General features: G+C 66.3%; 22 protein-coding genes. 12 read left to right on the top strand and 10 right to left on the bottom strand.

The window, feature by feature from the left end; all coding sequences use genetic code 11:
• The first annotated feature begins 331 nt into the window (after positions 1-331).
• The 6 genes from DM450_RS01455 (at position 332) to DM450_RS01430 (ending at position 6903) form a co-directional block, all read left to right on the top strand.
• The gene (locus tag DM450_RS01455; RefSeq protein ID WP_142632286.1) at positions 332-2524 is read left to right on the top strand and encodes an ATP-binding protein; all 2193 of its coding nucleotides are present in this window, start codon (positions 332-334) and stop codon (positions 2522-2524) included.
• A complete protein-coding gene (locus tag DM450_RS01450) occupies positions 2524-3534 on the top strand; it encodes an autotransporter domain-containing protein (RefSeq protein ID WP_185928672.1) in 1011 nt (336 codons plus the stop codon). Before DM450_RS01455 ends, DM450_RS01450 begins: the two co-directional genes overlap by 1 nt.
• Positions 3535-3807: 273 nt before the next feature.
• A complete protein-coding gene (locus DM450_RS01445; protein ID WP_142632285.1) occupies positions 3808-4782 on the top strand; it encodes a right-handed parallel beta-helix repeat-containing protein in 975 nt (324 codons plus the stop codon).
• Positions 4783-5034: 252 nt separating this feature from the next.
• Entirely contained in the window at positions 5035-6057 is a 1023-nt protein-coding gene (locus DM450_RS01440; protein WP_142632284.1) for a zinc-dependent alcohol dehydrogenase, read from the top strand.
• A gap of 134 nt (positions 6058-6191) precedes the next feature.
• Positions 6192-6551: a hypothetical protein gene (locus DM450_RS01435; RefSeq protein WP_142632283.1), complete on the top strand. Its 360-nt coding sequence runs from the start codon at positions 6192-6194 to the stop codon at positions 6549-6551.
• 64 nt (positions 6552-6615) lie between these two features.
• Positions 6616-6903: a hypothetical protein gene (locus tag DM450_RS01430; RefSeq protein WP_142632282.1), complete on the top strand. Its 288-nt coding sequence runs from the start codon at positions 6616-6618 to the stop codon at positions 6901-6903.
• Between the two features lie 85 nt (positions 6904-6988).
• Here the strand turns inward: DM450_RS01430 and ribA are convergent, their stop codons facing one another.
• The 9 genes from ribA to DM450_RS01385 all read right to left on the bottom strand — a co-directional run bounded on the left by ribA (position 6989) and on the right by DM450_RS01385 (position 17676).
• The gene (gene ribA / locus DM450_RS01425; protein WP_242526248.1) at positions 6989-8023 is read right to left on the bottom strand and encodes a GTP cyclohydrolase II; all 1035 of its coding nucleotides are present in this window, start codon (positions 8021-8023) and stop codon (positions 6989-6991) included.
• 23 nt (positions 8024-8046) lie between these two features.
• Positions 8047-8835 carry an exodeoxyribonuclease III gene (xth, locus tag DM450_RS01420; protein WP_142632281.1) on the bottom strand — a complete coding sequence of 263 codons (789 nt, stop codon included), beginning with the start codon at positions 8833-8835 and terminating at the stop codon, positions 8047-8049.
• A gap of 535 nt (positions 8836-9370) precedes the next feature.
• Positions 9371-10042, bottom strand: a complete 672-nt coding sequence (locus tag DM450_RS01415; protein WP_142632280.1) for a LolA family protein — start codon at positions 10040-10042, stop codon at positions 9371-9373.
• A 75-nt stretch (positions 10043-10117) separates the two neighbouring features.
• Complete coding sequence (rpmG, locus tag DM450_RS01410; protein ID WP_021232219.1) at positions 10118-10285, bottom strand: 50S ribosomal protein L33; 168 nt, start codon at positions 10283-10285, stop codon at positions 10118-10120.
• A 145-nt stretch (positions 10286-10430) separates the two neighbouring features.
• Positions 10431-11228: a polyphosphate kinase 2 gene (gene ppk2 / locus DM450_RS01405; RefSeq protein ID WP_142632279.1), complete on the bottom strand. Its 798-nt coding sequence runs from the start codon at positions 11226-11228 to the stop codon at positions 10431-10433.
• A 17-nt stretch (positions 11229-11245) separates the two neighbouring features.
• On the bottom strand, positions 11246-12058 hold the full coding sequence (locus DM450_RS01400) for an undecaprenyl-diphosphate phosphatase (protein WP_142632278.1): 813 nt from the start codon (positions 12056-12058) through the stop codon (positions 11246-11248).
• A gap of 631 nt (positions 12059-12689) precedes the next feature.
• The gene (locus tag DM450_RS01395; protein ID WP_185928671.1) at positions 12690-13334 is read right to left on the bottom strand and encodes an energy transducer TonB; all 645 of its coding nucleotides are present in this window, start codon (positions 13332-13334) and stop codon (positions 12690-12692) included.
• 206 nt (positions 13335-13540) lie between these two features.
• The gene (locus tag DM450_RS01390; protein ID WP_142632276.1) at positions 13541-15712 is read right to left on the bottom strand and encodes a M13 family metallopeptidase; all 2172 of its coding nucleotides are present in this window, start codon (positions 15710-15712) and stop codon (positions 13541-13543) included.
• Between the two features lie 167 nt (positions 15713-15879).
• Positions 15880-17676, bottom strand: a complete 1797-nt coding sequence (locus DM450_RS01385) for an ABC transporter transmembrane domain-containing protein (RefSeq protein ID WP_142637366.1) — start codon at positions 17674-17676, stop codon at positions 15880-15882.
• A gap of 287 nt (positions 17677-17963) precedes the next feature.
• Here DM450_RS01385 and DM450_RS01380 point away from each other — a divergent pair, with 287 nt between their 5' ends.
• The 5 genes from DM450_RS01380 (at position 17964) to DM450_RS01360 (ending at position 22628) form a co-directional block, all read left to right on the top strand.
• A complete protein-coding gene (locus tag DM450_RS01380; protein WP_142632275.1) occupies positions 17964-19208 on the top strand; it encodes a polyhydroxyalkanoate depolymerase in 1245 nt (414 codons plus the stop codon).
• 250 nt (positions 19209-19458) lie between these two features.
• Positions 19459-20118, top strand: a complete 660-nt coding sequence (locus DM450_RS01375; protein WP_242526249.1) for a murein L,D-transpeptidase catalytic domain-containing protein — start codon at positions 19459-19461, stop codon at positions 20116-20118.
• A 302-nt stretch (positions 20119-20420) separates the two neighbouring features.
• Positions 20421-21029: a TetR/AcrR family transcriptional regulator gene (locus DM450_RS01370; RefSeq protein WP_142632273.1), complete on the top strand. Its 609-nt coding sequence runs from the start codon at positions 20421-20423 to the stop codon at positions 21027-21029.
• Positions 21019-22071: an XdhC family protein gene (locus DM450_RS01365; protein ID WP_260610054.1), complete on the top strand. Its 1053-nt coding sequence runs from the start codon at positions 21019-21021 to the stop codon at positions 22069-22071. The genes DM450_RS01370 and DM450_RS01365 overlap by 11 nt, the downstream gene beginning before the upstream one ends.
• On the top strand, positions 22068-22628 hold the full coding sequence (locus tag DM450_RS01360) for an NTP transferase domain-containing protein (protein WP_142632272.1): 561 nt from the start codon (positions 22068-22070) through the stop codon (positions 22626-22628). The genes DM450_RS01365 and DM450_RS01360 overlap by 4 nt, the downstream gene beginning before the upstream one ends.
• On the opposite strand, the gene DM450_RS01355 is transcribed toward DM450_RS01360, so the two are convergent.
• Complete coding sequence (locus DM450_RS01355) at positions 22625-23185, bottom strand: YqgE/AlgH family protein (protein ID WP_142632271.1); 561 nt, start codon at positions 23183-23185, stop codon at positions 22625-22627. The two genes, DM450_RS01360 and DM450_RS01355, sit on opposite strands and share 4 nt — an antisense overlap.
• Before the next feature lie 304 nt (positions 23186-23489).
• On the opposite strand from DM450_RS01355, the gene DM450_RS01350 reads away from it, so the two are divergent.
• Complete coding sequence (locus tag DM450_RS01350) at positions 23490-24182, top strand: fumarylacetoacetate hydrolase family protein (protein WP_221889445.1); 693 nt, start codon at positions 23490-23492, stop codon at positions 24180-24182.
• The last annotated feature ends 1 nt before the right edge of the window (position 24183 follow it).

Below are 24183 nucleotides of genomic sequence, written 5' to 3'. Positions count from 1 at the left end.
TGCTGCATGGGGGAAGCACGGTGGACGGTCCGCGAAATGTAACATCACAGTGCTACGCGCCTCCGCAAACCAGCCTTGGTCCGCACGCCTGCCGATCGGACCGGAGCGAACAGTATTGCCTTCCAGCCTCGGATCAGGGGACACGATTGCTGGAATGGACCCGGGGTGACCGTCTCCGCCACGCGGCTTCATGCCGCTGGGCGGAGACGCGGAGCGGGTTCGAAAGGGACGTGTCCCTCTCTTTCGAGCCCGCTCCGCAACTTGCATCGCCAGCCCGCGATGACATGGCTTCGGCTCGAATTCGCAGCCAATCCGTGGCAAGGCCGCGATCATGACGCTGCCACGCCTCACCAACCGAATCGGCCTTCCACTGGCGATCCAGATGATCGCCATTCTCGTCTGTGCGCTGATCGGCGCGCAACTGGTGACGCTCGGGCTGACGGTGATCCTTCCGCCCAGCCCGACCGCGCGCTGGAACATCGACGATGTTGCCCGCGCCTTGCGCGGCAGCGACGCCGATGGCGAGGTGCTCGATCGCCTCGAGCGCAAGACGATGATCGGCCCGCCGGACGTCAGCGGACAGGGCTGGCTGGTATCCGAATCCTCGCGCGAGGCACTGGCGAACCGGCTCGACCGGCGCAGTGAAGACGTGGTTCTCGCCTTCTACACACAGCTTCCGGTGGGCGGAGTCGCCGTCCCTGCCAAGTCCCGCTCGCCGCTGGCCATCCGTGACAATCCGGCCGCACCTTCGGCCCTGTCGACGATGCTGGTGGGCAAGGCCGACGCCCAATCGATCCCGGGCGGCCCGCCGGCCGGCGGCATGCCCGGCCCGGCCGGCATGCCCGGGGGGCATTTCCCCGGAGGCCAGTTCCCCGGCGGTCGCCCCGGCGGTCAAATGCCCGGCGCCCAGTTGCCCGGCGGGCGCCTGCCGAGCGGCAGGCTCCCGGGCAACCATGTCCCCGGCGGACAGATCGGGGGCGGACAGATCGGGGGCGGGCAGATCGGCGGCGAAAGGCCGTCCGGCCTACCCGCGCCCAGCCAGGCTGGCGGGTCACAGGCTGGCGGAACACAGGCCGGCTCTCCCGGTGGGAGCCCGGGCGTGCCTGGCGGAACCAATGGCGGTAGTTCCGGCAGTGGCGGCACTCCTGTCGGCAACTTCCCCGGAAATGGGCAAGGCCAGGGCATCGGTCAGGAGGGCGTCCGCCCCGGCGGTTTTGGCGGCCTCGGCAATCACGGCATTGGCGGTACCGGTACCGGCGGCATTGGCCGCATCGGCGGCCAGGTGCCAGTGCTTCCCGGCATCGGCGATCTGCCCCGGACCACACAGGCGAGCTCCGCGCCGGCAGCGACGGCAACAGCCACAGCTCGCGCACTCAGCGACCCGCCGCGCATGACCGTCCCGGTGATCCCGCTGGCGGCCCCCTCGCCATCTGCCAGCGAAACCCTACAGGCGCCGACAACGCCCGGCACCGGGCAGCCAGTCCCCGCGGTGCCCGGGACGCCGCAGCCGATCCCGTTCCGCCATGCCGCCGGCACCCTGTTCGACCTCACCTCGCCCCCCTTCATCGAGGGCGACTTCGTGGCCGCGCTGCGTCGCCCCAATGGCCAATGGGTCGCGGTCGCCCCCCGTGCCGAGCCGTTCCCCAATGCCTGGCAGAAGCGCGTGATGCTGTGGTTCGCACTCAGCCTCGCCATCGTCAGCCCGCTCGCATGGCTGTTCGCCCGTCGCATCGTCCTGCCGCTGCGCGATTTCGCGCGCGCTGCGGAACTGCTCGGACGTGACCCTTCGGCAACAATCCTGCCGCTGTCGGGCCCTGCCGAAATCGGCCGCGCCGCCAATGCCTTCAACCAGATGCGCAATCGCCTGCGCGCCTTCGTGGACGACCGTACCGCCATGGTCGGTGCGATCAGCCACGACTTGCGCACCCCGCTCACGCGGCTGCGCTTCCGCATCGAGGACGTGCCGGATGAGCAGCGCGACGGGCTGCTCAAGGAAGTGACCGAGATGGAAGCGATGATTAGCCAGGTCATCGGCTTCATCCGCGATGCCTCGACACCGGGCGCGCGCGAACGCACCGACTTTGCCGAGCTGATCTCAAGCAGCGTCGCCGATGCACAGCTGGTCGGCGGGGACGTCACCATCGAACACAATACCCATATCCCGGTCGACGTCGATCCGGTCGGCATCCGCCGCCTGCTCGACAACCTGCTCGAGAACGCGATCAAGTACGGTGAGCGCGCCCGCGTGCGCGTGAGCCTGAATGACGGCGAGGCCGTAGCCGAGATCGTCGATACCGGCCCCGGTATCCCCGAAGAGGAATACGACCGCGCCTTCGAACCGTTCTATCGGACCGATTCGGCGCGTAAATCGGGCCAGAAGGGCTCCGGCCTCGGCCTGGCCGTGTGCCGTTCGATCGCCCGCGCGCACGGCGGCGACGTTAGCTTCGCCCATTCCGGCGACGGGTTCATCGTGCGTGTCGCGGTGCCTGCCGCCTACGATCCGAGCCTGAAAGCCGTAGCCTGATGTTCGCCAGACTGGTGTGCCGCCCGCTGCTGGCGGGAATTATTACGGTGTGTGCGCCCGGCGCGGTCTCTGCCCAGGAAACGAGCGTTCCAGCCGCGCTGCCATCCGAACCCGCGGCCGACGTCACCTCAGCATCAGCGACCGAGGCAAACGCCCCGGCCAGCGCTGCCGGCACGGGTGCCCAAGACGGAGACACCGTCCCTCCTGGCAATTCCAAGCCGTGGAGTTTCGCGCTCGCCGCCGGAGCCAGCAACCGCGACCAGGGCTCCGACGGATCCTGGCAATCGCTGGCGCTGACGCGCCAGATCGGCCGTGGCTACCTGCGCGGTGCACTGATGCGCTATCACGGCACGCTCCTTCAGGCGAACACCGCGTTGCCCTCGGACTATCTTGTCGGCACGATCGGCGCCGGCGGCAATTTCGACAACTGGGTCGTCGACGGCTGGATCAGCTATGGCCATCAGGATTACGGGCGCATCACCAGCGACAATGGCAGCGTCCCCCGCGACAGCACCGGCGCCTCGGGCAGCCGCTACTATTCTGTCGGCGGCGATTTCGGAAAGGTGATCCCACTCGCCACACGCTGGTTCGCAACCCCGACAGCAACGGTATCCTACGCCCACGGCCGGTTGCTGCACCCTGCGCCGGACGGCACCGGCCTGGTCGATCTGGAGACCGACGAGCCGACCTGGAGTTCGGCGGCGACCTTGCGCGTCGATCACGCCTTCGGCCAGAACGCCAATCAGTACGTCGGCCTTTCGGTCGCACGTGCCTGGACCAGCAATGCCCTGTCCGAAGTCGTCGTGCGCGACTATCACGACGTCGCCTATGCGGCACGCACCGGCCTCCTGCCGGCGCGCCACACCGCCGACGGCTGGTGGGAAGTCGGCGTCACCGCCAACATGCGGATAACCGATAGCCTGGGCATCGACCTCTACGCCACGCGCAGCATCGGCGCGATCGCCGGCAATACGACTTCGGCCGGAATTTCGCTGCGGCGCTCGTTCTAGGCGGCGTGGACAAATTCCTCGAGGTCACGACCGGAGGCAAAACCCGTCAATTCAAGGAGATGAGGCGCAGGACTATGTCGATAGTTCAAGCCGAACCGACGCCGAAGTGGCGGGTTTTGGTCCGGCCCCTTCGGGGTAGCCCCCATGTGCCCCCGAGGAATTTGTCCACGCCGCCCAGGCCGTAAACTGTCCTGTCCCGCAAAGAGACGGTGGCCAGGAATGTTACGAAAGTGGCTTGCGTGATCGTCTGCCAGGGCCGCTAGTCTCGGCGCCATGAACCGCCTCGCCCGAATCGCCGTCGTCGTCATCGCCTCTGCGGCCCTTCCGGCCGCACTGCTGCAGGCAGAGGCCGTGCCGCCCGCCTCGTCCGGTCCCTCGGCCACAGCGCCCTACACCGTGGTCGAGACCGGGCGCAGCTACAGCCGCCTGCAGGACGCGGTGGACGCCATCGGTGACGCGCATGGCACCATCCGCTTCGCCTCGATGCGATTTGCCGACTGCGCGGTGCAAAGCAAGGGAGACGTGACCTACCAGGCGGTAGTGCCGGGACAGTCGATCCTCGACGGTGTCACCTGCGAGGACAAGGCCGCGCTGGTGCTGCGCGGGCGCAGTGCCCACGTGGACGGCATGGTCTTTGCCAACATCCACGTCGGCGACAAGAACGGCGCGGGCATCCGCCTCGAACACGGCAATCTCACCGTCACGCAGTCCTGGTTCCGCGACAGCGAGCAGGGCCTGCTGACCGGCGACGATTCGCTGGGCACGATCATCATCGACAAGTCCACGTTCAGCCGCCTCGGCACCTGCGAGGGTTCAGGCTGCGCGCATTCGATCTACGTCGGCAATTACGGCACGCTCACCGTCACCCGCACCCGTTTCGAGGCGGGCACCGGCGGACACTACCTCAAGAGCCGCGCCTCCGGGATCGCGGTTGCCGATTGCAGCTTCGACGATTCGGCCGGGCGCGGCACCAACTACATGATCGACCTGGCCGACGGCGCGACCGGGCGGATCGTCGGCAACTGGTTCGTGCAAGGGCGCGACAAGGAGAACTACTCCGCCTTCATCGCCGTCGCTGCCGAACACCGCAACCACACCTCGCAGGGCCTGCTGGTGGAGGCGAACGACGCACGCTTTGCCCCCGGAATCGACCGCAAGAGCGCCTTCGTCGCCGACTGGTCCGGCGATCCGGTGAAACTGGGCGCCAATGCCCTCGGCCCCGGGCTGGTCCGTTACGAAAAGCGATGACGCCGCGGCTGCCCGCACTGCAGCCATGGCAGAAACTGTCGCAAGGTTGAAACACCCCGGGCCCCATAGTGCGCATCTGGAGCGACCGTACGGTTGCCTTGATTTTCGCGCCTGACCTAGACTTCCCGGCGCGGTGTCACCCCCGTGCGGACGCGATCTTTTGCTGCGTTTTCAACAAGACGCGGCGTGTCCGGCCTATCCATAAGAAGTCCGCGAGTCCCCCACTCGCGGAACGCAGCAAGGAGAGATCCGATGCAGACCATGCGCGCAGCCGTTGCCCGTGAATACGGCGCCCCCCTCACCATCGAGCAAGTGCCGATCCCGACCCCCGGTCCTGGCGAAGTGCTGGTGAAGGTTGTCGCCAGCGGTGTCTGCCATACTGACCTTCACGCCATCGACGGCGACTGGCCGGTCAAGGCACCGCTGCCGCTGATCCCGGGCCATGAAGGCGTGGGCCACGTCGTCGCGCTCGGTGCTGGCGTTACCGATCTCAAGGAAGGCGATGCCGTGGGCGTGCCCTGGCTGCACCATGCCTGCCGCGAATGCGAATATTGCGAGACCGGCTGGGAAACGCTCTGCGAAAAGCAGGCCAACACCGGCTACTCGGTCAACGGCGGTTATGCCGAATACGTGATCGCCGCCGCCCCCTTCGTCGGCCGCCTGCCTGCCGACGTTGACTTCGTGTCGATGGCACCGATCCTCTGCGCCGGCGTCACCGTCTACAAGGGCCTCAAGGAGACCGAGGCGCGCCCCGGACAGTGGGTGGTCTGCTCGGGCGTGGGCGGCCTCGGCCACGTCGCGGTGCAATATGCCAAGGCCATGGGCCTCAACGTGATCGGCATCGACATCGGCGAATCGAAGCTCAAGCTCGCCCGTGAACTCGGCGCCGAACTCGCCTTCGACGCCACCGATCCCGATCTGGTCGCCAAGGTCCAGAAGGAAACCGGCGGCGGCGCGCATGGCGTGATCGTCACCGCCGTCTCGCGCGCTGCCTTCTCGCAAGCCATCGCCTGCGCCCGCCGCCGCGCGACCGTCAGCCTGATCGGCCTGCCCCCGGGCGACTTCCCGACCCCGATCTTCGACGTCGTGCTCAAGCGTATCACCATTCGCGGCTCGATCGTCGGTACCCGCTACGATCTCGACGAGGCCATCGCCTTTGCCGCACAAGGCAAGGTCAAGGCCAAGGTCGCCGCACGGCCGCTCGAAGAGGTCAACGAAGTGCTCGACGACCTGCGTCATGGCCGCATCGACGGCCGCGTCGCCCTTACCCTCTGAGGTCAGCCTGCTGAAAGTCGAAGGGCGCAGAGGCCGGTCCCTTGCGCCCTTCGACTTTCCTGAACCCCGCCCGTATCGCCCCCAACCGCCCCCCACCGCTTGCACGCGCGTCCCCGAGCGCCTAGCTGCACCCCATGGGAACGGTGCTTTCCACTTTCCTGCGCTTCCGCCTCTGGGCGATGCTCCTGCTGGCGGCCATCGCGCTGCAGGCGGGAGAGCCGATTCGCGCGCCGCTTGAACGCCAGCAAGGTTCGGCCTTCAGCGCCGCGACCATCGACCTTGCCCTTGCCGCGCAGCGCCGCACGGACGCTGCGACCGCACAGGCCCTGCCGCTCCCCTCACCGCCGCCCTCCCCCGCGATCGCACCGGCCATGCCCCGGCTCGCATCGCTGGCCCCGGCCAGAGCCCCGCGCCTCCGCCCGGAAGCCCGAGGACCGCCCCCGCGCGTCCATCCCGCGCGGCTGCCGGACAGCACCGCACCGCCTTTCGCCTGATCCGCCTCTCGCCGGGCGCGCACGCGTGCGCCTGCAAGAAACGCCGATTCAGGAAACGATTTCCATGTCCGATACCAATGTTGCCGCCCGCGATCGCATCGCGGCGCTGCTGAAGACCTATCCCGCACTCGACGAGGCCGAACTGACCGAGCTCCACCAGCTGTTCACGTGCAAGGCCACCGCGCTCGACCTTGGCCTGCTCGCCGGCGACGCCGACATCGCCGCCCAGTTCCGCAGCTACCGCGAAGAACACCATGATCGCTTCAAGGCGAAAGACCTGGTCAACGTGGCGCTGTTCGTGGGCGCGGTGGCAGCCGTGGTCGGCGCCATCCTGTTCGTGACCGCACAGTGACAAGACCCGGGGCGCGGCCGGGATACCCTCCGCGCCCCGCCCCCTCTTGCGCGGCCCGCTTGCGCGACGGGCCCAAAGCCATGCCCTAGAGGATATGCCCCGTGCGGTCCCGCTTGGTATCGAGATAGCGGGCATTGTGTGGGTTGGCCGGCAGCTTGTGCGGCACGCGTTCGGCCACGGTCACCCCCACGCCCTCGAGCGCGGCGACCTTGGCCGGATTGTTGGTCATCAGCCGGATCGCGTGAACGCCCAACAGGTCCAGCATGCGCGCGGCCACGGGAAAATCGCGCGCCTCGGTCGGCAGGCCGAGACGGTTGTTGGCATCGACCGTGTCGAAGCCCTGATCCTGCAATTGATAGGCGCGCAGCTTGTTGACGAGGCCGATGCCGCGCCCTTCCTGCCGCAGATAGAGCAGAACCCCCCAACCGCCGGCCGCCGCCTCCCCGGCCATCGCCCTCAGCGCCGCGTCGAGCTGCGGACCGCAATCGCACTTGAGGCTGCCCAGGATATCCCCGGTCAGGCATTCCGAATGGAGCCGCACCAGCGGCGCGCGGTCGCCATCCTGCGTGCCGATGACCAGCGCGACATGTTCGCGCAGATCGTCGAGCGCGCGAAAGGCGACGATCTCCGCATCCTCCGCCGCCGCAACCGGCAGCCGCGCACGCGAGGCAATGACGAGATTGGAGACGTCCTTCCATGCGGCCAGATCCTCCGGCGTGACCGCCTGTGCCTCGCCCGCCGCATCCGGCGCGACAAGGAAGGCAGGCAGGATACCGGCCAGCCGCGCCAGCTCCATGGCCGTGCGCGCAGCCTCTGCGTCATCGATGTGTTCGGCCGCGAAAGGGCCCTTCATCGGATGGACCAGATCGAGCGCGGGATCGGCAATCGCGCGTGCGGCGGCAAGATCGAAAGGCTCGGCCGCGCGAATCAGCACCGGCGCTTCCGGCACGGCCGCCTCGCGCTGGTTGGCCAGCTTGAGCGTCACCGCCCGCGCGGCGGAGATCAGCATCCGCGGTGCCGTGACACCCGGCGCAAAGCCGGTCTCGGCGGGCAACAGTGCCGAATGCTCGCCAATCCGGATCGGCCAGCCATGGCGCAGCGCATCGAGCGCCAGCGCCACGCGGCGGGAGGAGCCCTGCCCGCTCAGAGTTCGAACTCGCTGATCAGCGGCACGTGGTCGCTCGGCTGGTCCCAGCGGCGGGTTTCCTCGACAAAGCAATGCGCCCGCGCCTGCTTCGCAAGGTCGGGCGAGGCCCACATGTGGTCGAGGCGGCGGCCCTGGTCCTTCTGGCGCCAATAGCTGCGATAGGACCACCAGGAGTAATTGCGCTCCGGCGCGGGAATGAACTGGCGGCCGAGATCGACCCAGCCATGCGCGTCCTGGAAACGCCCCAGCGTCTCGACCTCGATCGGCGTATGGCTGACGACCTTGAGCAGTGCCTTGTGATCGTAGACGTCGGAGGGAAGCGGGGCGATGTTGAAATCGCCGACGATCAGCGTGGGGCGGTCGATCTTGTCCGCCCAGCGCGTCATGCGTTCAAGAAAGTCGAGCTTCTGGCCAAACTTGGGATTGACCTCTCGGTCGGCAATGTCGCCGCCCGCAGGGATGTAGACGTTCTCGAGGATCAGCCCCTGCCCGGCCCCCTGCAGCTCCACGCCGACATGGCGGGCCTCGCCATTGTCCTGCCAGTCATGGCGGCTGAATTCGGTAAAGGGCACTTTCGAGACGGTGGCGACGCCGTGATAGCCCTTCTGGCCATGAATCGCGCGGTGCGTAAAGCCGAGGCGTTCGAACATCTCGTGCGGGAAGAGATGCTCGGCAACCTTGATCTCCTGAAGGCACAGGATGTCGGGGGACTGTTCAGTGAGGAAACGCTCGACCTGATCGAGACGCAGGCGGACCGAATTGATGTTCCAGGTGGCAATCTTCATGGCTCCGGCATTAGGGATACCACCCGCGAATTGCCAGAGGTGCACGTGGGCGCTGGTGCGGTTGGGCGAAGAAAAAGGAAGCGGGGCCACCGCCTTCGCGGGGGTGACGGTGGTTTTTGAACGCGAACTCCCCGAGCAACGTCCGCGTTTTTCGGGTCGAATTTTTCGTCCGGCGGGAGCGAGAATGCTGCCGATCGAGAACCGGAGCGGAGCGGCCTATATGGCCGTGAGTACCGGAAGCGCAGAGCGGTAGCGCCCAATTCTTCTGGGCGCAGCCCCGCAGAGCGGAAAAGGCGACCCGAAAAAACAAAAACCCTCGGTCCGGGGGCAGAGGACCGAGGGTTCCTGTAAGCGTTCGTCACGCTAAATCAGAAGGGCTCTTGTGAGAGGCGTGGGCAACAGGGGGGAAACCCGCCTCGAACCGTTCTGACCATTCCTATCTAGGTGCTCCTGGCTTGCTGCCAAGTGAACGGACTGAAGGATTCGGTCGCATTTTGTCGCAGACCTGGGGTAAATCGCGACCAAGCGTTTCCCCTCAGCGACGGTTACGCGGCCTCGGATCGTTGAACCGGAAGTCGTTGTCGCTGACCGGAACGCCGTAGCGGTGATTCGACAGCGTGATGGTGGTGCGCTGATTCTGCGAATCGAGCGCCACCCAATAAGTCAGCTCCAGGCCGCCCGGCGCCGACGCCTTGCGGGTGAAGATCAGCGTGATCACGCCGTACTCGGGATGCGAGGGAACGCGCACTTCCACCGAGATGACATTGGGATTGCCGGTAGGACGGATCTTGCCGAACTGCGCGACGTCGCGCTTGGGATCGAGCAAGGCCCCCAGCGGGCTATTGCCGATCGGCCAGCGCTGCACCTGGTTGACTGCATAGTCGACCATCGTCAGCGCCTTGCCGTCACCGACAATGAGCATGCGCGCGCTCTTCTCGTACTGGAAGCGAATGCGCCCGGGGCGGGCGAGCGTCAGCTGGCCGGAGACGGAACCGCCATTGCGGTCGGTCTGCAGGAAGTCGGCCTTGAGCGTGGAGATCCCGCGCAAGGCGGCCACGGCGGCCGCCAATTGCTGCTGCTCGGCAGGCGATGCCGCAAGGGCAGGCGTTGCCGGAAGGAGGGCAGGAACGGAAAACGCGGCAGTCCCGAGCAAAATCGGGGCAGCCGCGCCTACGCAAGAGCGAAAGATCTTGAAGGTGCGGGTCATAAGCCTCCCATTGGGTTCACAGCCTTGAACCGCACCTGAAGCACTTGGTTCCGATTCGCACCGGAACCCAAGCGATTACTTGATCTTGGCTTCCTTGAAATCAACGTGCTTGCGCACGACCGGGTCGTACTTGCGGAAGGTCATCTTCTCGGTCGTGTTGCGCGGGTTCTTCTTGGTGACGTAGAAGAAGCCGGTGTCGGCGGTCGAGACAAGACGGATCTTGACGGTTGCGGGCTTCGCCATGGCGGTTTCCTGTATCTCTCGTTTCAGCCGCCCTGGCAGGCCGGCATGTTCCGTTGAAAAATTTCAGGGCGGCAATCGAGCGCCGCCCTTCAAGGTTGCGGCCCATGCGATAGCGAGGGCCGAAAGTCAAGCGCGAGAGCCCCGATCACTCCGTATCGAAGGGCTTGATCGGCTTCAGAACGCCGAATTTCTCGCCATAAGGGGCATGATCGAGCCTTGCCATGCGAATCGGCTGCGGATCCACCTTGGTGTCGGGCAACCGGTCCAGCAGATCGCGTACGAGCGTGAGGCGCCCGATTCGCTGATCGTTGAAATCCACGACCGTCCACGGCGCATGCTTCTTGTGCGTCGCCTTGAGCATGACTTCCCGCGCCTTGGTATAGTCCTCGTACTTCTCGCGCGCGGCGACATCGATCGGCGAGAGCTTCCAGCGCTTGAGGGGATCGTCGAGCCGCTCGCGCAGGCGTTCCTCCTGGCGCTCCTGATCACAGGACAGCCAGTACTTGTAGAGCAGGATGCCGTCGTCGACGAGCATGCGCTCGAACACCGGCACCTGCTGGAGAAAGCGCTTCACTTCGGACGCGGTGGCAAAGCCCATGACCTTTTCCACCCCGGCGCGGTTGTACCAGCTGCGGTCGAACAGCACGATCTCGCCGCGCGTGGGCAAGTGCTCGATGTAGCGCTGGAAATACCACTGGCCCTGCTCGCGCTCGCTCGGTGCGGAGAGGGCCACGGTGCGGCACTGACGCGGATTGAGCTGGCCGCCGACGGCCTTGATCGCCCCGCCCTTGCCTGCGGTGTCACGCCCTTCGAACAGGACGACGATCCGCTGCCCGGTCGACGCAGCCCAGCGGGCCATGCCGACCAGTTCCTCGAGCATCGGTTCGAGCAGCTTTTCGTAGTCCTTGCGGCCGAGTTTCCTGTCGTTCTTGTCCTCGGCCATATTCGGTCAGCCTTTTGTCAGACCTGCGAAAGAAGGAACAGCGCCAATGCGCCGGCAACGATACGATACCAGGCAAATGGCGCAAAGCCGGAACGGCTGACATAGGCCATGAAGGCCTTGATGACGACCAGCGCCACCACGAACGAGACCACGAAGCCGACGCCGATCTCGCCCCAGCCGACCGGGCCGGTACCCGCCATCAGTTCGTGACGCGCGCCCAGCAGTTCCAGCGTGGTGGCGCCGATCATCGTCGGCACCGCGAGGAAAAAGCTGAACTCGGCCGCGGTGCGGCGCTCGACGCCCATCGCCAGCGCGCCCATGATCGTCGCGCCCGAGCGGCTCACGCCCGGGACCATGGCCAGGCACTGCGCCACGCCGACGCCGAGGCACTTCGCCACCGGCAACTGGGCCACGCCGGTCAGCGGTCCCTGCTTTGCCACCTTCTCGATGCCGAGGATGGCGATGCCGCCAATGATCAGCGCCCAGGCCACCACGCTCGGCTGGCCGAGCAGCCCCTCGATGTAGTGCTTGAGCAGGAGCCCCAGCACGGCCGAGGGCAGGAAGGCCAGCAGCACGTTGCGCACGAAGCGGATCGAGACCGGGTCCAGCTTCAGCAGCCCCGCGCCCACGGCCCAGAAAGTGCGCCAGAACTGCACGATCACCGCCAGGATCGCGCCCAGTTGGATGACGATGTTGAACGTCGCCCATTGCGAGGCGTCGTAGCCGAACAGCTCGGTGGCAAGGATGAGATGGCCGGTCGAGGAGACCGGCAGAAACTCGGTGAGGCCCTCGACGATGCCGAGGAGGATTGCGGTAAGAGTCAGGTCCATCGGCGCAAGGTCATGCCGCACCTGCGAAACAAGTCAACCCGAAGCGGTGCAAGCGAGCCTCTATAATCGCTGGAAAAACGCGGCTCGGCGTATTTTGGCGAAATGTGGCCGGAGACTGACAGGTTGACACAGTTGACACGGTCCTGGGCAGGAACTGCCGCCAACTGGCGAAGGTGTCACCTTGCCGCCGTAAAAGTTGGCCAATCAAGGGTATCGACAAAGACCGTTCGGACGCGCTCATCCCGGCAAGCTAGACCCGCCGCTGCCCTGTAGGAAAGAAGCGCCCTACCCTGATTTTGCGGCCGGAAACGATTTTCGATCCTGCACCGTCGAAGGCCACTGCTCTAGGCCGTAAACTCATAAACGGCACCATCGAGGTTTGAAGCAAAATGGTTCAGCGTGAGGAAGGAAGGCGACGGAATATGTCGATATTTCTAGGCTTCCTGACGCAGCGCTGGGCCATTTTGATCAAGCGGAGCTCACCGCAAGGTAAATCCCGCAGGGACGTCCAAATGGCTTCCATCTCGAACCGAACCGGCCTTGGACGGGCAACCAGCCCGTCCGGCACCCGCTTCGGCCCGATATGTTCGCCATTTGGACGCCTCGATGGTGCCGTTTATGAGTTTACGGCCTAGTGCTTCTGGCTTGCTGCGTTTTCCGGGCCTTCAGCGGCTTTGTCCTGATTGGAAAGCACTTTGAAACCGACATCAACGATCCGGACACCCCGCACCGTTTCTCCACTCGCGATCTTCAGGGGCTCCACGCCGTCTTGGATAACGGCACCGCAAGCAGCCTTGTCCAGCGACGCACTGCCACTGCTCTTTTTGACTTCGCAATGCTCGACCTTGCCGTCGGCCTCGACCAACAGTCCTAGTCTGACTGCCGGGTTCGCCAGACCGTCGGGGAGGCGTGCCAGCGGCAGATACAGCTCTGGCCCCAGCTTGGGATACACTCGCGGAGATGCTTGACCTCGGAGTATGGCCTGCCACGTGACAATGGCAAAAGTCTCTCCATAGACTTTGTGTGCCGCCTGATCCGGGGATGGAGCAAACGTCAATTTCGACAGTTTTCGACAACTCCTGCGATCTTCAATCGGTCCCCGGCCCACGATTTGCGGATAGCATCCCGCCAAGGAACCATCCGGGGCAATCACCAGCCTGATGACTTCGATGCCATCTCGCGAACGAGCCATTTCCTCGGCTGGTGCCTCTAGAACGACCTTTTGCAGGTCCGTTAGAGCTTGTTCGAACAGGAGCGGCAGCACAATCGACAACATCGTGATTTCCCCCTCAAATACAGCGATATCCCCGCCCCAATCCCATGCCAGCCCAAAGGCGAGACCTTCATTTGCGGGGTTTGGCGCTATACGCTTACTCAAGAACCAAAGCGGCCCGGCTCGGATTATCGCCCGGCCGAGCCACTTCATCTCATTCAAACCGGTTCAACGGCCGATCTTGTCGGAACCGCCTTGTCGGTTCTGCCTCACCAGATACGCACGCGCTCGGCAGGCGCCTGATAGAGCTTGTCACCCGGCTTCACGTCGAAGGCCTTGTACCACTCGTCGAAGTTACGGACGAGGCCGTTGATGCGATAGTGCGCGGGCGAATGCGGGTCGGTCTTGAGCTGCTGGCGCACCGCTTCCTCGCGGTACTTGCTGCGCCAGACCTGCGCCCAGGCCATGAAGAAACGCTGGTCGCCGGTCAGCCCGTCGATCACCGGCGCTTCCTTGCCGCCCAGCGAGAGCTTGTAGGCGCGGTAGGCAAGGCTGAGGCCGCCGAGGTCGCCGATGTTCTCGCCCATGGTCAGCTTGCCGTTCACGCAGGTCTTGCCCTCGTCGAACGGGCAGAAGCTGTTGTACTGGGCCTCGAGGCGGTCCTGAAGCTTCTGGAAGTTGGCCTTGTCGGCCGCCGTCCACCAGTCTCGCAGGTTGCCCTGGCCGTCGAACTTGGCCCCCTGGTCGTCGAAGCCGTGACCCATTTCATGGCCGATCACCGCGCCGATCGCGCCGTAGTTCACCGCCGGGTCCGCCGAGACGTTGAAGAACGGCGGCTGCAGGATCGCGGCGGGGAACACGATCTCGTTGAACGAGGGGTTGTAGTAGGCGTTGATCGTCTCGGGCAGCATGAACCATTCGGCGCGGTCCACCGGCTGGCCAAGGCGGCGCATCTGGTCGCCATTGGCCCAGGTTTCGGCGGCCATCATGTTGCCGAGCGGATCGGTGGCCGAGAAGGTCAGGCCCTCGTATTCCTTGAACGTGGCGGGCATGCCGATCTTGGGCGTGAAGGCATCCAGCTTGGCGACGGCGGCCTTGCGGGTTTCCGGGCCCATCCACGAGAGGTCCGAAAGGTTCGCGGCCATCGCCTTGCGCAGATTGCCGACAAGCGATTCCATCGCCGCCTTGGCTTCGGGCGGATAATACTTCTCGGCATAGATCTTGCCGAGCAGTTCACCCGCCATGCCTTCCACCGCCGCGATGCCGCGCTTCCAGCGGGCGCGCTGCTCGGGCTGGCCGCTCATGACCTTGCCGTAGAAGGCGAAGTTGGCGTCATCGATGTCGGTGGGCAGCACGGCGGCATGGCTGCGCAGGAACTGCGCGGCAAGCCAGGCCTGCCAGGTGGCGACCGGCACCGTCTCGATCAGCTTGGCGACCTCGGGCACACCGCCGCCGAACCATGCGGCGGCCTGCGCCGCGTCGATGCGGGCTTCCTTGAGTTCGTCGGCCGAAGGCGGCATCTCGTCGACCAGCACGTAGGTCGCCTTGCCGGCGCCCATGGTGTCGACGAAGGTCTTCATCAGGCCGGGGGCGGCAAGGCCCTCGAACTCGGCCAGCGAGAGCTTGTTGTAGGTAAGGTCGGGGTTGCGGCTGGCACCGCGATCCCAGTCGGCCTGCGCCAGACGGGTTTCGAGGGAAAGCACGGCCTTGGCCGAAGCGGCGGGATCGGTGTACCCCGCCTTGCCAAGCAGGAAGGTCAGGTAATCGAGGTACTTGCCGCGGATTTCCTGCGAACGGGCGTCGTTCTTCAGGTAATAATCGCGGTCCGGCAGGCCCAGGCCGCCGAGGCCGACCTGGAAGGCATTGACGTCGCTCGCCTTGGCGTCGGGCGCGATATAGGCACCGAGCGGCGAGGCATAGCCGGGCGAGGCGAACAGCTTCATCAGGTCACTGGCCGACTGCGCCGCATAGATGCGCTGCAGGAACGGCTGCGCGGGGGCGAGGCCGGCCTTGTTGATGGCGTCGACGTCCATGAATGCGCCGTAGGCAGCGGCGACGCGCGCGGCATCGCTGCCCGGGGCCGGGTTCGAGGCCAGCAGGTCGTTCATGATGCCATGCAGACGCTGTTCGGAAAGATCACGCAGCGCCGTGAACGAGCCCCAGTTGGTGCGGTCGCTGGGCAGCACTACCGCATCCGACCACTTGCCGCTGACGAAACGGTCGAAGTCGTCGCCCGGCTTGACGCTCTTGTCCTGCCACTGGGTCTGGATGCCCGCGCCGCCCCACGAGACCTTGGCCGGATCGACTTCCATCGGGTTACTGGCGGCAGCGGCGGGTGCCGCCTGCTGCGCGAGCGCGGGAACCGAGAGAACCGTTGCAGAGACGCCGATTGCAGAAACAAGCGCCGTTGTGGCGAGCGCCCTCAAGAGAGTGCGAGGCATGAGCGAGCCTTTCCGAAAGATGTAACACGCATGGAATACGCACGGACCAGAACGATCCGCCATGCAGCGCAACATAATTGCCCGCGCGAGCAACGCCAGCCCCTCGTTGCAGTTCGTCGGCGCCGGTCAGCCGTTCGTCGATTGCGGAAAAACGGTTGAGGCCCGAATTATCCCGTCAGGCCGGTCACCATATCGAACTGCAGCGCCGCCAGCCGCGCGTAGAGGCCGCCGGAGCGCGTCAGGCTCTCGTGATTGCCCTGCTCGACGATGCGGCCGCCGTCCATCACGATGATCCGGTCCGCCTGCCGCACGGTGGCGAGGCGGTGCGCGATCACCAGCGTGGTGCGGCTCGCCATCAAGCGGTCGAGCGCGTCCTGCACCAGCCGCTCGCTTTCGGCATCGAGCGCGCTGGTCGCCTCGTCCAGCAGCAGGATCGGCGCCTCGCGCAGCAGCGCGCGGGCAATGGCAAGGCGCTGGCGCTGGCCGCCCGAAAGGCGCGCACCGTCCTCGCCAAGGAACGTATCGAGCCCCTCGGGCAGCGCACGCAGGAATTGCTCGGCATTCGCCGCGCGGGCGGCTTCCCAGATTGCCTCGTCGTCGGCCCCGGGGTTGCCGTAGCGTAAGTTGTCGCGCGCGGAGGCAGCGAAGAGCACGCCTTCCTGCGGCACCAGCGCGATGCGGCGGCGCACTTCGGAGGGATCGGCCGAAGTCAGCGGCACGCCGTCGATCTTCACCACGCCGCTCTGCGGGTCGTAAAACCGCTCGGCCAGCTGGAACAGCGTGGACTTGCCCGCGCCGGAGGGCCCGACGATGGCGACCGTCTCGCCCGGCTCCACGGTCAGGCTGAAATCGTGGAGGGCGGCGGTGTCGGGCCGCGCGGGATAGCGGAAGGTCACGCGCTCGAAGGCGATCTTGCCGCGGGCCGGCTCCGGCAGGACCAGCGGACGGGCCGGCGCGGTGATCGCCGGACGCTCGCCCAGCAGTTCGGCCAGACGGCTAGCCGCCCCGGCCCCGCGCACGAGGTCGCCGTAGACTTCGGTAAGCGAACCGAACGCGCCCGCGACGATACCCGCCGTCACCACGAAAGCGGCAATGGTGCCCCCGGTAATGGTGTGCTCGGCCACGCCGATGGCGCCGCGCCAGAGGATCACGGTGATCGCGCCGAAGATCAGGAACATGATCACCGCGGTCATCGCCGCGCGGATGACGATGCGGTTGCGCCCGGTCTCGAAGGTGCGCTCCACGGCGCCTGCAAAGCGCGTCATTTCATGGCCTTCCTGGTTGAAGGCCTGGACCACGCGGAGGGCGCCGAAGACCTCGCCGGTGATGGCGCCGATGTCGGCGACGCGGTCCTGGCTCGACCGGGCGACCGCGCGCAGGCGGCGGCCGAACGCGGCGATCGGCAGGATCACCACGGGAATGGCGATGACAAGGCCCAGCGTCAGGTGCGGCGCCAGCATGAACAGGTAGGCAACGCCGCCGACCGCCATGATCGCGTTGCGCAGCGCAACCGAGACCGTCGTCCCCACCACCGTCTCGATGATCGCGGTATCCGCCGTCATGCGCGAGGCGATTTCCTTGGGACTGTTTTCCTCGAAGAAACTGGGCGAGAGGGTGACAAGGTGGCGCTGCACGCGCAGGCGAATGTCGGCAACGACCCGCTCGCCCAGCCACGAGACCGAATAGAAGCGGATCGCGGTGGCGATGGAAAGCACGGTCACCACCCCCATCAGCATCACGAACCACCAACGGATCGCCGAAGGATCGGCCCCTTGCGAAAAGCCCTGGTCGACGATCTGGCGGAAACCATAGGGAATCGCGAGGGTCGTGGTCGCCGTCGTCACCAGCGCCGCGCCGGCAATCGCCATGCGGCCGGGGTAGTGAAACAGTTCGCGCCAGACCATGCCGAGCGCGCCCAGGCTCCTGCGCCCGTCTCCCTTGGCCGGCCTCGGGCCATCCTTCATCGCGGCGCCGATTTCCTGCGCCTCGCTCTGTTCCACATCGGCTTGCATGGCCTTGCGCATTATCCCTTTGCAGGCTCCGGGAAAAGACCCGGCAGGCAGGCGACTCGACGGATGTTCCGCTTACAGTGATCGCACAAGATCACCCTCGTGAAAGATGCCATTGGACTATTGCCGCATTGCGCAAATGGTCCGGCAGGCCCACATGGATGCCATAAAACCCCGACAAATGCGGTCCACAAGAGAGCTAATCAGAGACCGGGCGGGCATGTCGCGCAGGAGAAATTCACTTGCTTTACAACGCTTACGAACTGCAGCGCACCATGCTGAGCGGCGCCGCCGCCTGGGCATCGGTCGGCGCCGAGCTGCTGACGAATCCCTCGATGCCGTTCAGCCACTTCGGCTTCGGCCCGGTCATGGCCTCGGCGCTCGACGTCTTTGCCCATGCCACGATGACCCGCGGCAAGCCCGCATTCGACATCGAGGAGGTGACCCTGGGCGGCAAGACCTACCCGGTCACCGAAGCCATCGTCATGCACCGCCCTTACGGCAACCTGCTGCGCTTCGACCATCCGGGCCTGCCCAAGAACGCGCCCAAGCTGCTGGTCGTCGCGCCGATGAGCGGCCACTTCGCCACCCTGCTGCGCGGCACCGTGGCGCGCATGGTCGAGACCTGCGAGGTCTACATCACCGACTGGGCCGACGCCAAGATGGTGCCGCAGAGCGCTGGCCGCTTCGACCTTGACGACTATATCGACTACCTGATCGCCTTCCTCGAACACATCGGCCCCGGCACCCACATGCTTGCCGTGTGCCAGCCCTCGGTGCCGGCCTTTGCCGCCACCGCGATCATGGGCAAGCAGGAAAACCCCTGCCGCCCGGCCACGCTCACCGTGATGGGCGGCCCGATCGACACGCGCGAGGCGCCCACCAGCGTCAACGACGTCGCCATGAACCAGCCGCTCGCCTGGTTCGAGCAGAACGTCGTCACCACCGTGCCGCTGACCTATCCCGGCGGCGGCCGCAAGGTCTATCCCGGCTTCCTGCAACTGGCCGGCTTCATGGCGATGAACCTCGGCAACCACATGATGAGCCACTACGGCATGTTCAAGCACCTCGTCGAAGGCGACGACGAGAGCGCGGCGGCGACCAAGGCCTTCTATGACGAATACCGCGCGGTCTGCGACATGACCGCCGAATACTACCTCCAGACCGTGGAGCATGTGTTCCAGAAGCATTCGCTGCCCAATGGCGAGTTCGTCCATCGCGGCGAGCGCATCGACCTTGGCGCGATCCGCGACACCGCCATCCTCGCCGTCGAGGGCGAACGGGACGACATCTCGGGCCTCGGCCAGACCAAGGCGGCGCTGCACCTCGCCGCCAACCTGCCCGAGGACCGCAAGAAGTACCTCCTGGCCGAAGGCGTGGGGCACTATGGCATCTTCAACGGCAGCAAATGGCGCGGCCGTATCGCCCCTGTCGTCGAGGCGTGGATTCGCCAGCACCAGAAAAAGCCGCTGAAGGCGGTGGCCTGAGAGGGACGCCCCCCGGTTCTGCCGCGCACGGGAGCGCAGCACGGAACGACATGAAACGATGGCGATCCGAAACCGGCCCGCAACCCGCCCGTAACCAGCGTTGCGGATCAGAGACTTGATCAACGGCTTGCTGCATTGCGGCAAGCCGTTTTCATCATGCGGCGAGCCGACCGCCTTCCGGGAACCAATGGGTAAGGCCTTCTGGCGCTGTTAACCGAAATCGGTTAGTCTCAAGCCTATGGAAAACACGTTGGGTCGACGTGCTGTCCTCATGGGCGGATTGGCGGCGGGGGCAAGCCTCGCGCTTCCCTCCCGGGTGCTGGCAGCCGAAATTTCTTCCGTTAGCACGCCTTCGTCGGGCGGCATCAGCGCGGCGCCTTACAGCCGCACGCCCTATGAACGGCGCATCCTCGATGCGGCGGCCCGGCAGGTGCAGCGCGTGCAGTCGCACTTGTGGCGCACCGACGTTGTCGGCATTGCCGACTTCGCACAGCCCTCGTCCCGACCGCGCCTGCATTTCGCCAACCTCGAAAACGGCACGGTACGCTCGTTCCTGCTTGCGCACGGTCGCGGTTCGGACCCGGCGCACAGCGGCTGGCTGCAGTCGTTCTCGAACATGTACGGTTCGGAAGCCACCTCGCGCGGGGCCTATCTCACCTGCGAGTGGTATCAGGGCAAGTACGGGACCTCGATCCGCCTCAAGGGCCTCGACGCCGACAATTCGGCCGCGCTCGAACGGGCCATCGTCATGCATCCGGCCTGGTACGTCGATGCCTCGATGATCGCCAAATGGGGCAAGATCGGCCGCAGCGAAGGCTGCTTCGCGATGGCGCCGACCGACTTCGGCGACGCCCTCATGCACCTTTCGGGCGGGCGCCTGCTGTTTGCGGACCGTATCGGCGAAGGTTGAGAGCGCCGGCTCAGAGACCGTTTGAAAAATGCCCGAGGGGCATTTTTGGGGCGGCACCGGCCCTCTCCCCCACCCTACCACCCAACGGTAGTATCCTGTGGGTGGTAGGGTGGGGGAGAGGGCCGGTGCCGCAAAATTCGCGTTTCGCGAATTTTCAAACGGTCTCTCACCGCCAGCCCAAGGCACATGCTGAAATGCGGGCCAAGAACGCGTCCCGCTTTCATTTTTGTCACGACGTCAATGAATCCCATGCATCACTGGCGCGTTAGACAGTGCGGCGGCGTCCTGTTACGAAAACCGGCATGGACGGAAAACTCACCGGGTTCAGGAAGGACGCGCCCACCGACGCGCGGCAGGTGCGTTCGCGCAAGGCGCTGAACGCGACGATGCTCGCGCTGCTGGAGCAGCGCCCGTTCGACCAGATCACCATCCGCGAGATCGCCGGCCATGCCGGGATCGGTTATGCCACCTTTTTCCGCCATTATCCGACCAAGGAAGCCCTGCTCGGCGACGTCGCCTCGGATGAAATCGCCCATCTTCTGGCGATGACGATCCCGGTGCTGCGCGATGCCGACAGTTTCGAATCCACGCTGGCGCTGTGCCGCTATGTCGAGCAGCACCGCGCCTTGTGGTCGGCCCTGCTGGCCGGCGGCGCGGCGGCCATCGTGCGCAACGAGTTCATCCGCCAGGCGCGCGGGCTGGTGGGCCAGGTCGAGACCCCGGTGACCTGGCTTCCCGCCGACCTCGGCGTCGTCCACGGCACCGGCGCCACGTTCGACCTCCTGGCCTGGTGGCTGGGCCATGCACCGGAAATGGCACCCGATGCCGTCGCCCCCCTGCTCCACCGGCTGGTCATCGCCCCGCTGATCGGGGACCGCTCGGCGGTCACGGCAGGTGCCCTTGCAGGCTGACACGCAGGCTGACACGCCGGCTGGCGCGCAGGCTGGCGCGATGGGCGCGGGCTTGCCCGGCGAAATCGCGCATGCCGACTGGCCGCTGTTCGGCTGGATCGACGACATTCGCGCGCCCCTCGCCGCCGCGCGGGCCAGTGGCCGCGCTGGCGTGCTGGCAACACTCTACCGCGTGGCCGGCAGCGCCCCGCGCGGCCCCGGCGCCCAGATGCTGTTCGCGGCCCGCTCCGATGGCACATTGGAAGCCAGCGGCTATTTCTCGGGCGATTGCATCGAAGGCGACGTGGCGCACCACGCCGCGCAAGTCCTCGCCGATGGCCAGCCGCGCTGGCTCCACTACGGGCAGGGCAGCCCGTGGATCGACCTGCGCCTGCGCTGCGGCGGCGCGCTCCACGTGATGGTGGAGCGACTGGCGGCCGACTGCCCGGCCGCCGCCGACCTGCTGCGCCATGCCGAAGAGCGCCGCCCCTGCCGCTGGCACAGCGATGGGCTGACCCGGCGCGTGACGCGCGACGACGGCCCCCTTCTCGCCTTCTGCGAAGCGCCTTTCACGCTCGCCCGCCGCCACGATCCACCACGCCGCCTGATCGTCTCCGGCGGCGATCCGGGCGCACTCGCCGCCGCCCTGATCGCCGCGATGACCGGGTTCGAGACGGTGCTGGTGCGTCCGGACGGCCCCCATTCGCCGCCGCCCTTCGCGGTCTCACGCTACTTGCGCAGCGCGCCGGAACAGGCCGTTAGCGACCTCGGGATGGACCGCTGGACCGCCTATCTCGGCGCCACCCACGAGGACGGACACGATCTCGGCGGCTGCCTTGCCGCCCTGCGCGGCCAGGCGGCCTGGGTCGGCATGATCGGCGCAAGATCGCGGGCTGATGGGCGGCTGGCAGCCCTCCGCGCCCTCGGCGCAAGCGAGGCGGAGCTGGCCCGCCTCAACCTCTCGCCCGGCGTCACCGGGCTTGGCAAATCACCCTTCGAAGTGGCCACCGGCATCCTCGCACAGATCATGCAGGCGATGAACCCGGCGGCCGAGCGGGCATGACCCACACCGCGCTGGTGCTGGCGGCCGGGCACTCCAGCCGGTTCGGCAGCGACAAGCTCTCTGCCCTGCTCGACGGCGAACCGCTGCTGTTTCATGCGATCCGCGCAGCGCGGGCCGCGCCGGTTTCCCGGGTGATCGTGGTGGCAAGGCCCGGCCTCGACCTCGGCGAATGGCCAGGCGAACCGCCAGTCGATGCCTTGCGGATCGACAGTGCGGCATTGTCGCAGTCCCTGAAAGCCGGGATCGCGGCGGCAGCCGGAGCAGACGGTGTGTTTGTGTTCCTCGGCGACATGCCCCGGGTGCCGCATGGGGAAGCGGCAAGGCTGGCGGCGATCATCGGGAACAACATCGCCGCCCTGCCCCGTTACCGGGAAAGGCCCGGACACCCCGCACTGCTCCGCGCACGGCTGTTCCCGCAGATCGCCAGGCTGGGGGGCGATGAAGGCGCAGGCCGACTGCTGCGTGCCCGCCGGGACGTGGTGTTCGATGAGGTGGACGATCCGGCAATCTTGCTGGACGTGGATCGGCCGGAGGACTTGCACGCGCTGCGAAGCTAGGCCCGACCGGTCTCGCTCGCCAGCAAGGCGGGATCGATGCCTTCCGCCCGCCATGTCGCGCCCCAGCGGGCATCGACCGGGGTTTCGAACAGGATCTCGGGATGCGGGTCGGCCGCATACCAGCCGTGCTGGCGCATCTCGCTCTCGAGCTGGCCCGCCCCCCAGCCGGCATAGCCCAGCGCCATCAGCCAGCGGCTCGGCCCGCGGCCTTCGGCGATGGCACGCAGCACGTCCATCGACGCGGTCAGCGCGCAGAGCGGCTGGACCTGCAAGGTGTCCGCGCCGCCCCAGTCGGTGGAATGGAGGATGAAGCCGCGCCCCGGCTCCACCGGCCCGCCATCGTGCACCTGACAATTGGGGGTATCGCCGGGATCGATATCGAGCTCTTCAAGAATATCGTGGAAGCGAACACCTTCGCGCAGCCGGCCGATGCCGATGCCCAGCGCGCCGTTCTCGTCATGCACACACATCACGCTGACGGTGCGGTCGAAGCGGGGATCGAACATGCCCGGCATGGCCAGCAGCAGCCTTCCGGAGAGGTATTGTTTCTCGGTCACGGTGCGATTGTAGGCGCTTGGGCCATAACGGCAAGGCGCTACGCGCTCTTTGGAAAATGCCCGGAAAGGGCATTTTCGGGGCGGCACCAGCCCACTCCCGTCCCGAAGAGCACGAAAAGGTCCGGGGGACCTTTTCGCTGAAGGGGCCGACCACCCATCAGGGTACACTCGTGGGTGGTCGGGTGGGGGAGTGGGCTGGTGCCGCCAAAATCCGCCTGCGGCGGATTTTCAAATAACTCCTAACGTCTTTTCGCACCGATCCGGGCACTCTATGCGAACGCGAAACCTCAGGAGATTTTCACCCGTGAGCCTGCTTTTCGAACTGCCCGCCACGCCTTCGGTCGCCGTGATCGGCGAGGCGGCGCGCTATCCGGTGCGGCGCGTGTTCTGCGTGGGCCGCAACTATGCCGCCCATGCCCGCGAACTGGGCAACGCAGTCGACCGCGAGGCGCCGATCTGGTTCAACAAGGCGCCGGCCGCGATCTGCAATTCCCCGGCGACGATACCCTATCCGCCCGGCACGCAGGATTGCCACTACGAGATGGAACTGGTCGTCGCCATTGGCACCGAAGGCTTCGAAGTCTCCATCGATGAAGCGATGGGCCTCGTCTATGGCTATGCCTGCGGGATCGACCTCACCCGCCGCGACCTCCAGAACGCCGCGAAGGCCAAGGGCTATCCCTGGGACACCGCCAAGGACTTCGAGAACGCCGCCGTCATCGCCCCGATCACCCGCGCCGCAGAGTTCGGCGCGCTCGCTGCCCAGCGCATCACCCTGACCAAGAACGGCGAAACCAAACAGGACGCGCCGCTCAGCGACATGATCTGGTCGATCCCCGAACTGATCGCCGACCTTTCGCGCCTATATCACCTCGCCCCCGGCGACCTGATCTATACCGGCACTCCGGCCGGCGTCGGTCGCGTTGCCCCCGGCGACAGGCTGGAAGGCCGCGTGGACGGCCTCGAACCGCTGGTGCTGGAAATCGCGGCGGCCTGAT

The organism is Sphingomonas sp. IC081 (genome assembly GCF_006874585.1).
Taxonomy (GTDB): Bacteria; Pseudomonadota; Alphaproteobacteria; order Sphingomonadales; family Sphingomonadaceae; genus Novosphingobium.
Note: the sequence above shows the minus strand (reverse complement) of the source record. Positions and strands in the feature narration are given on the sequence as shown.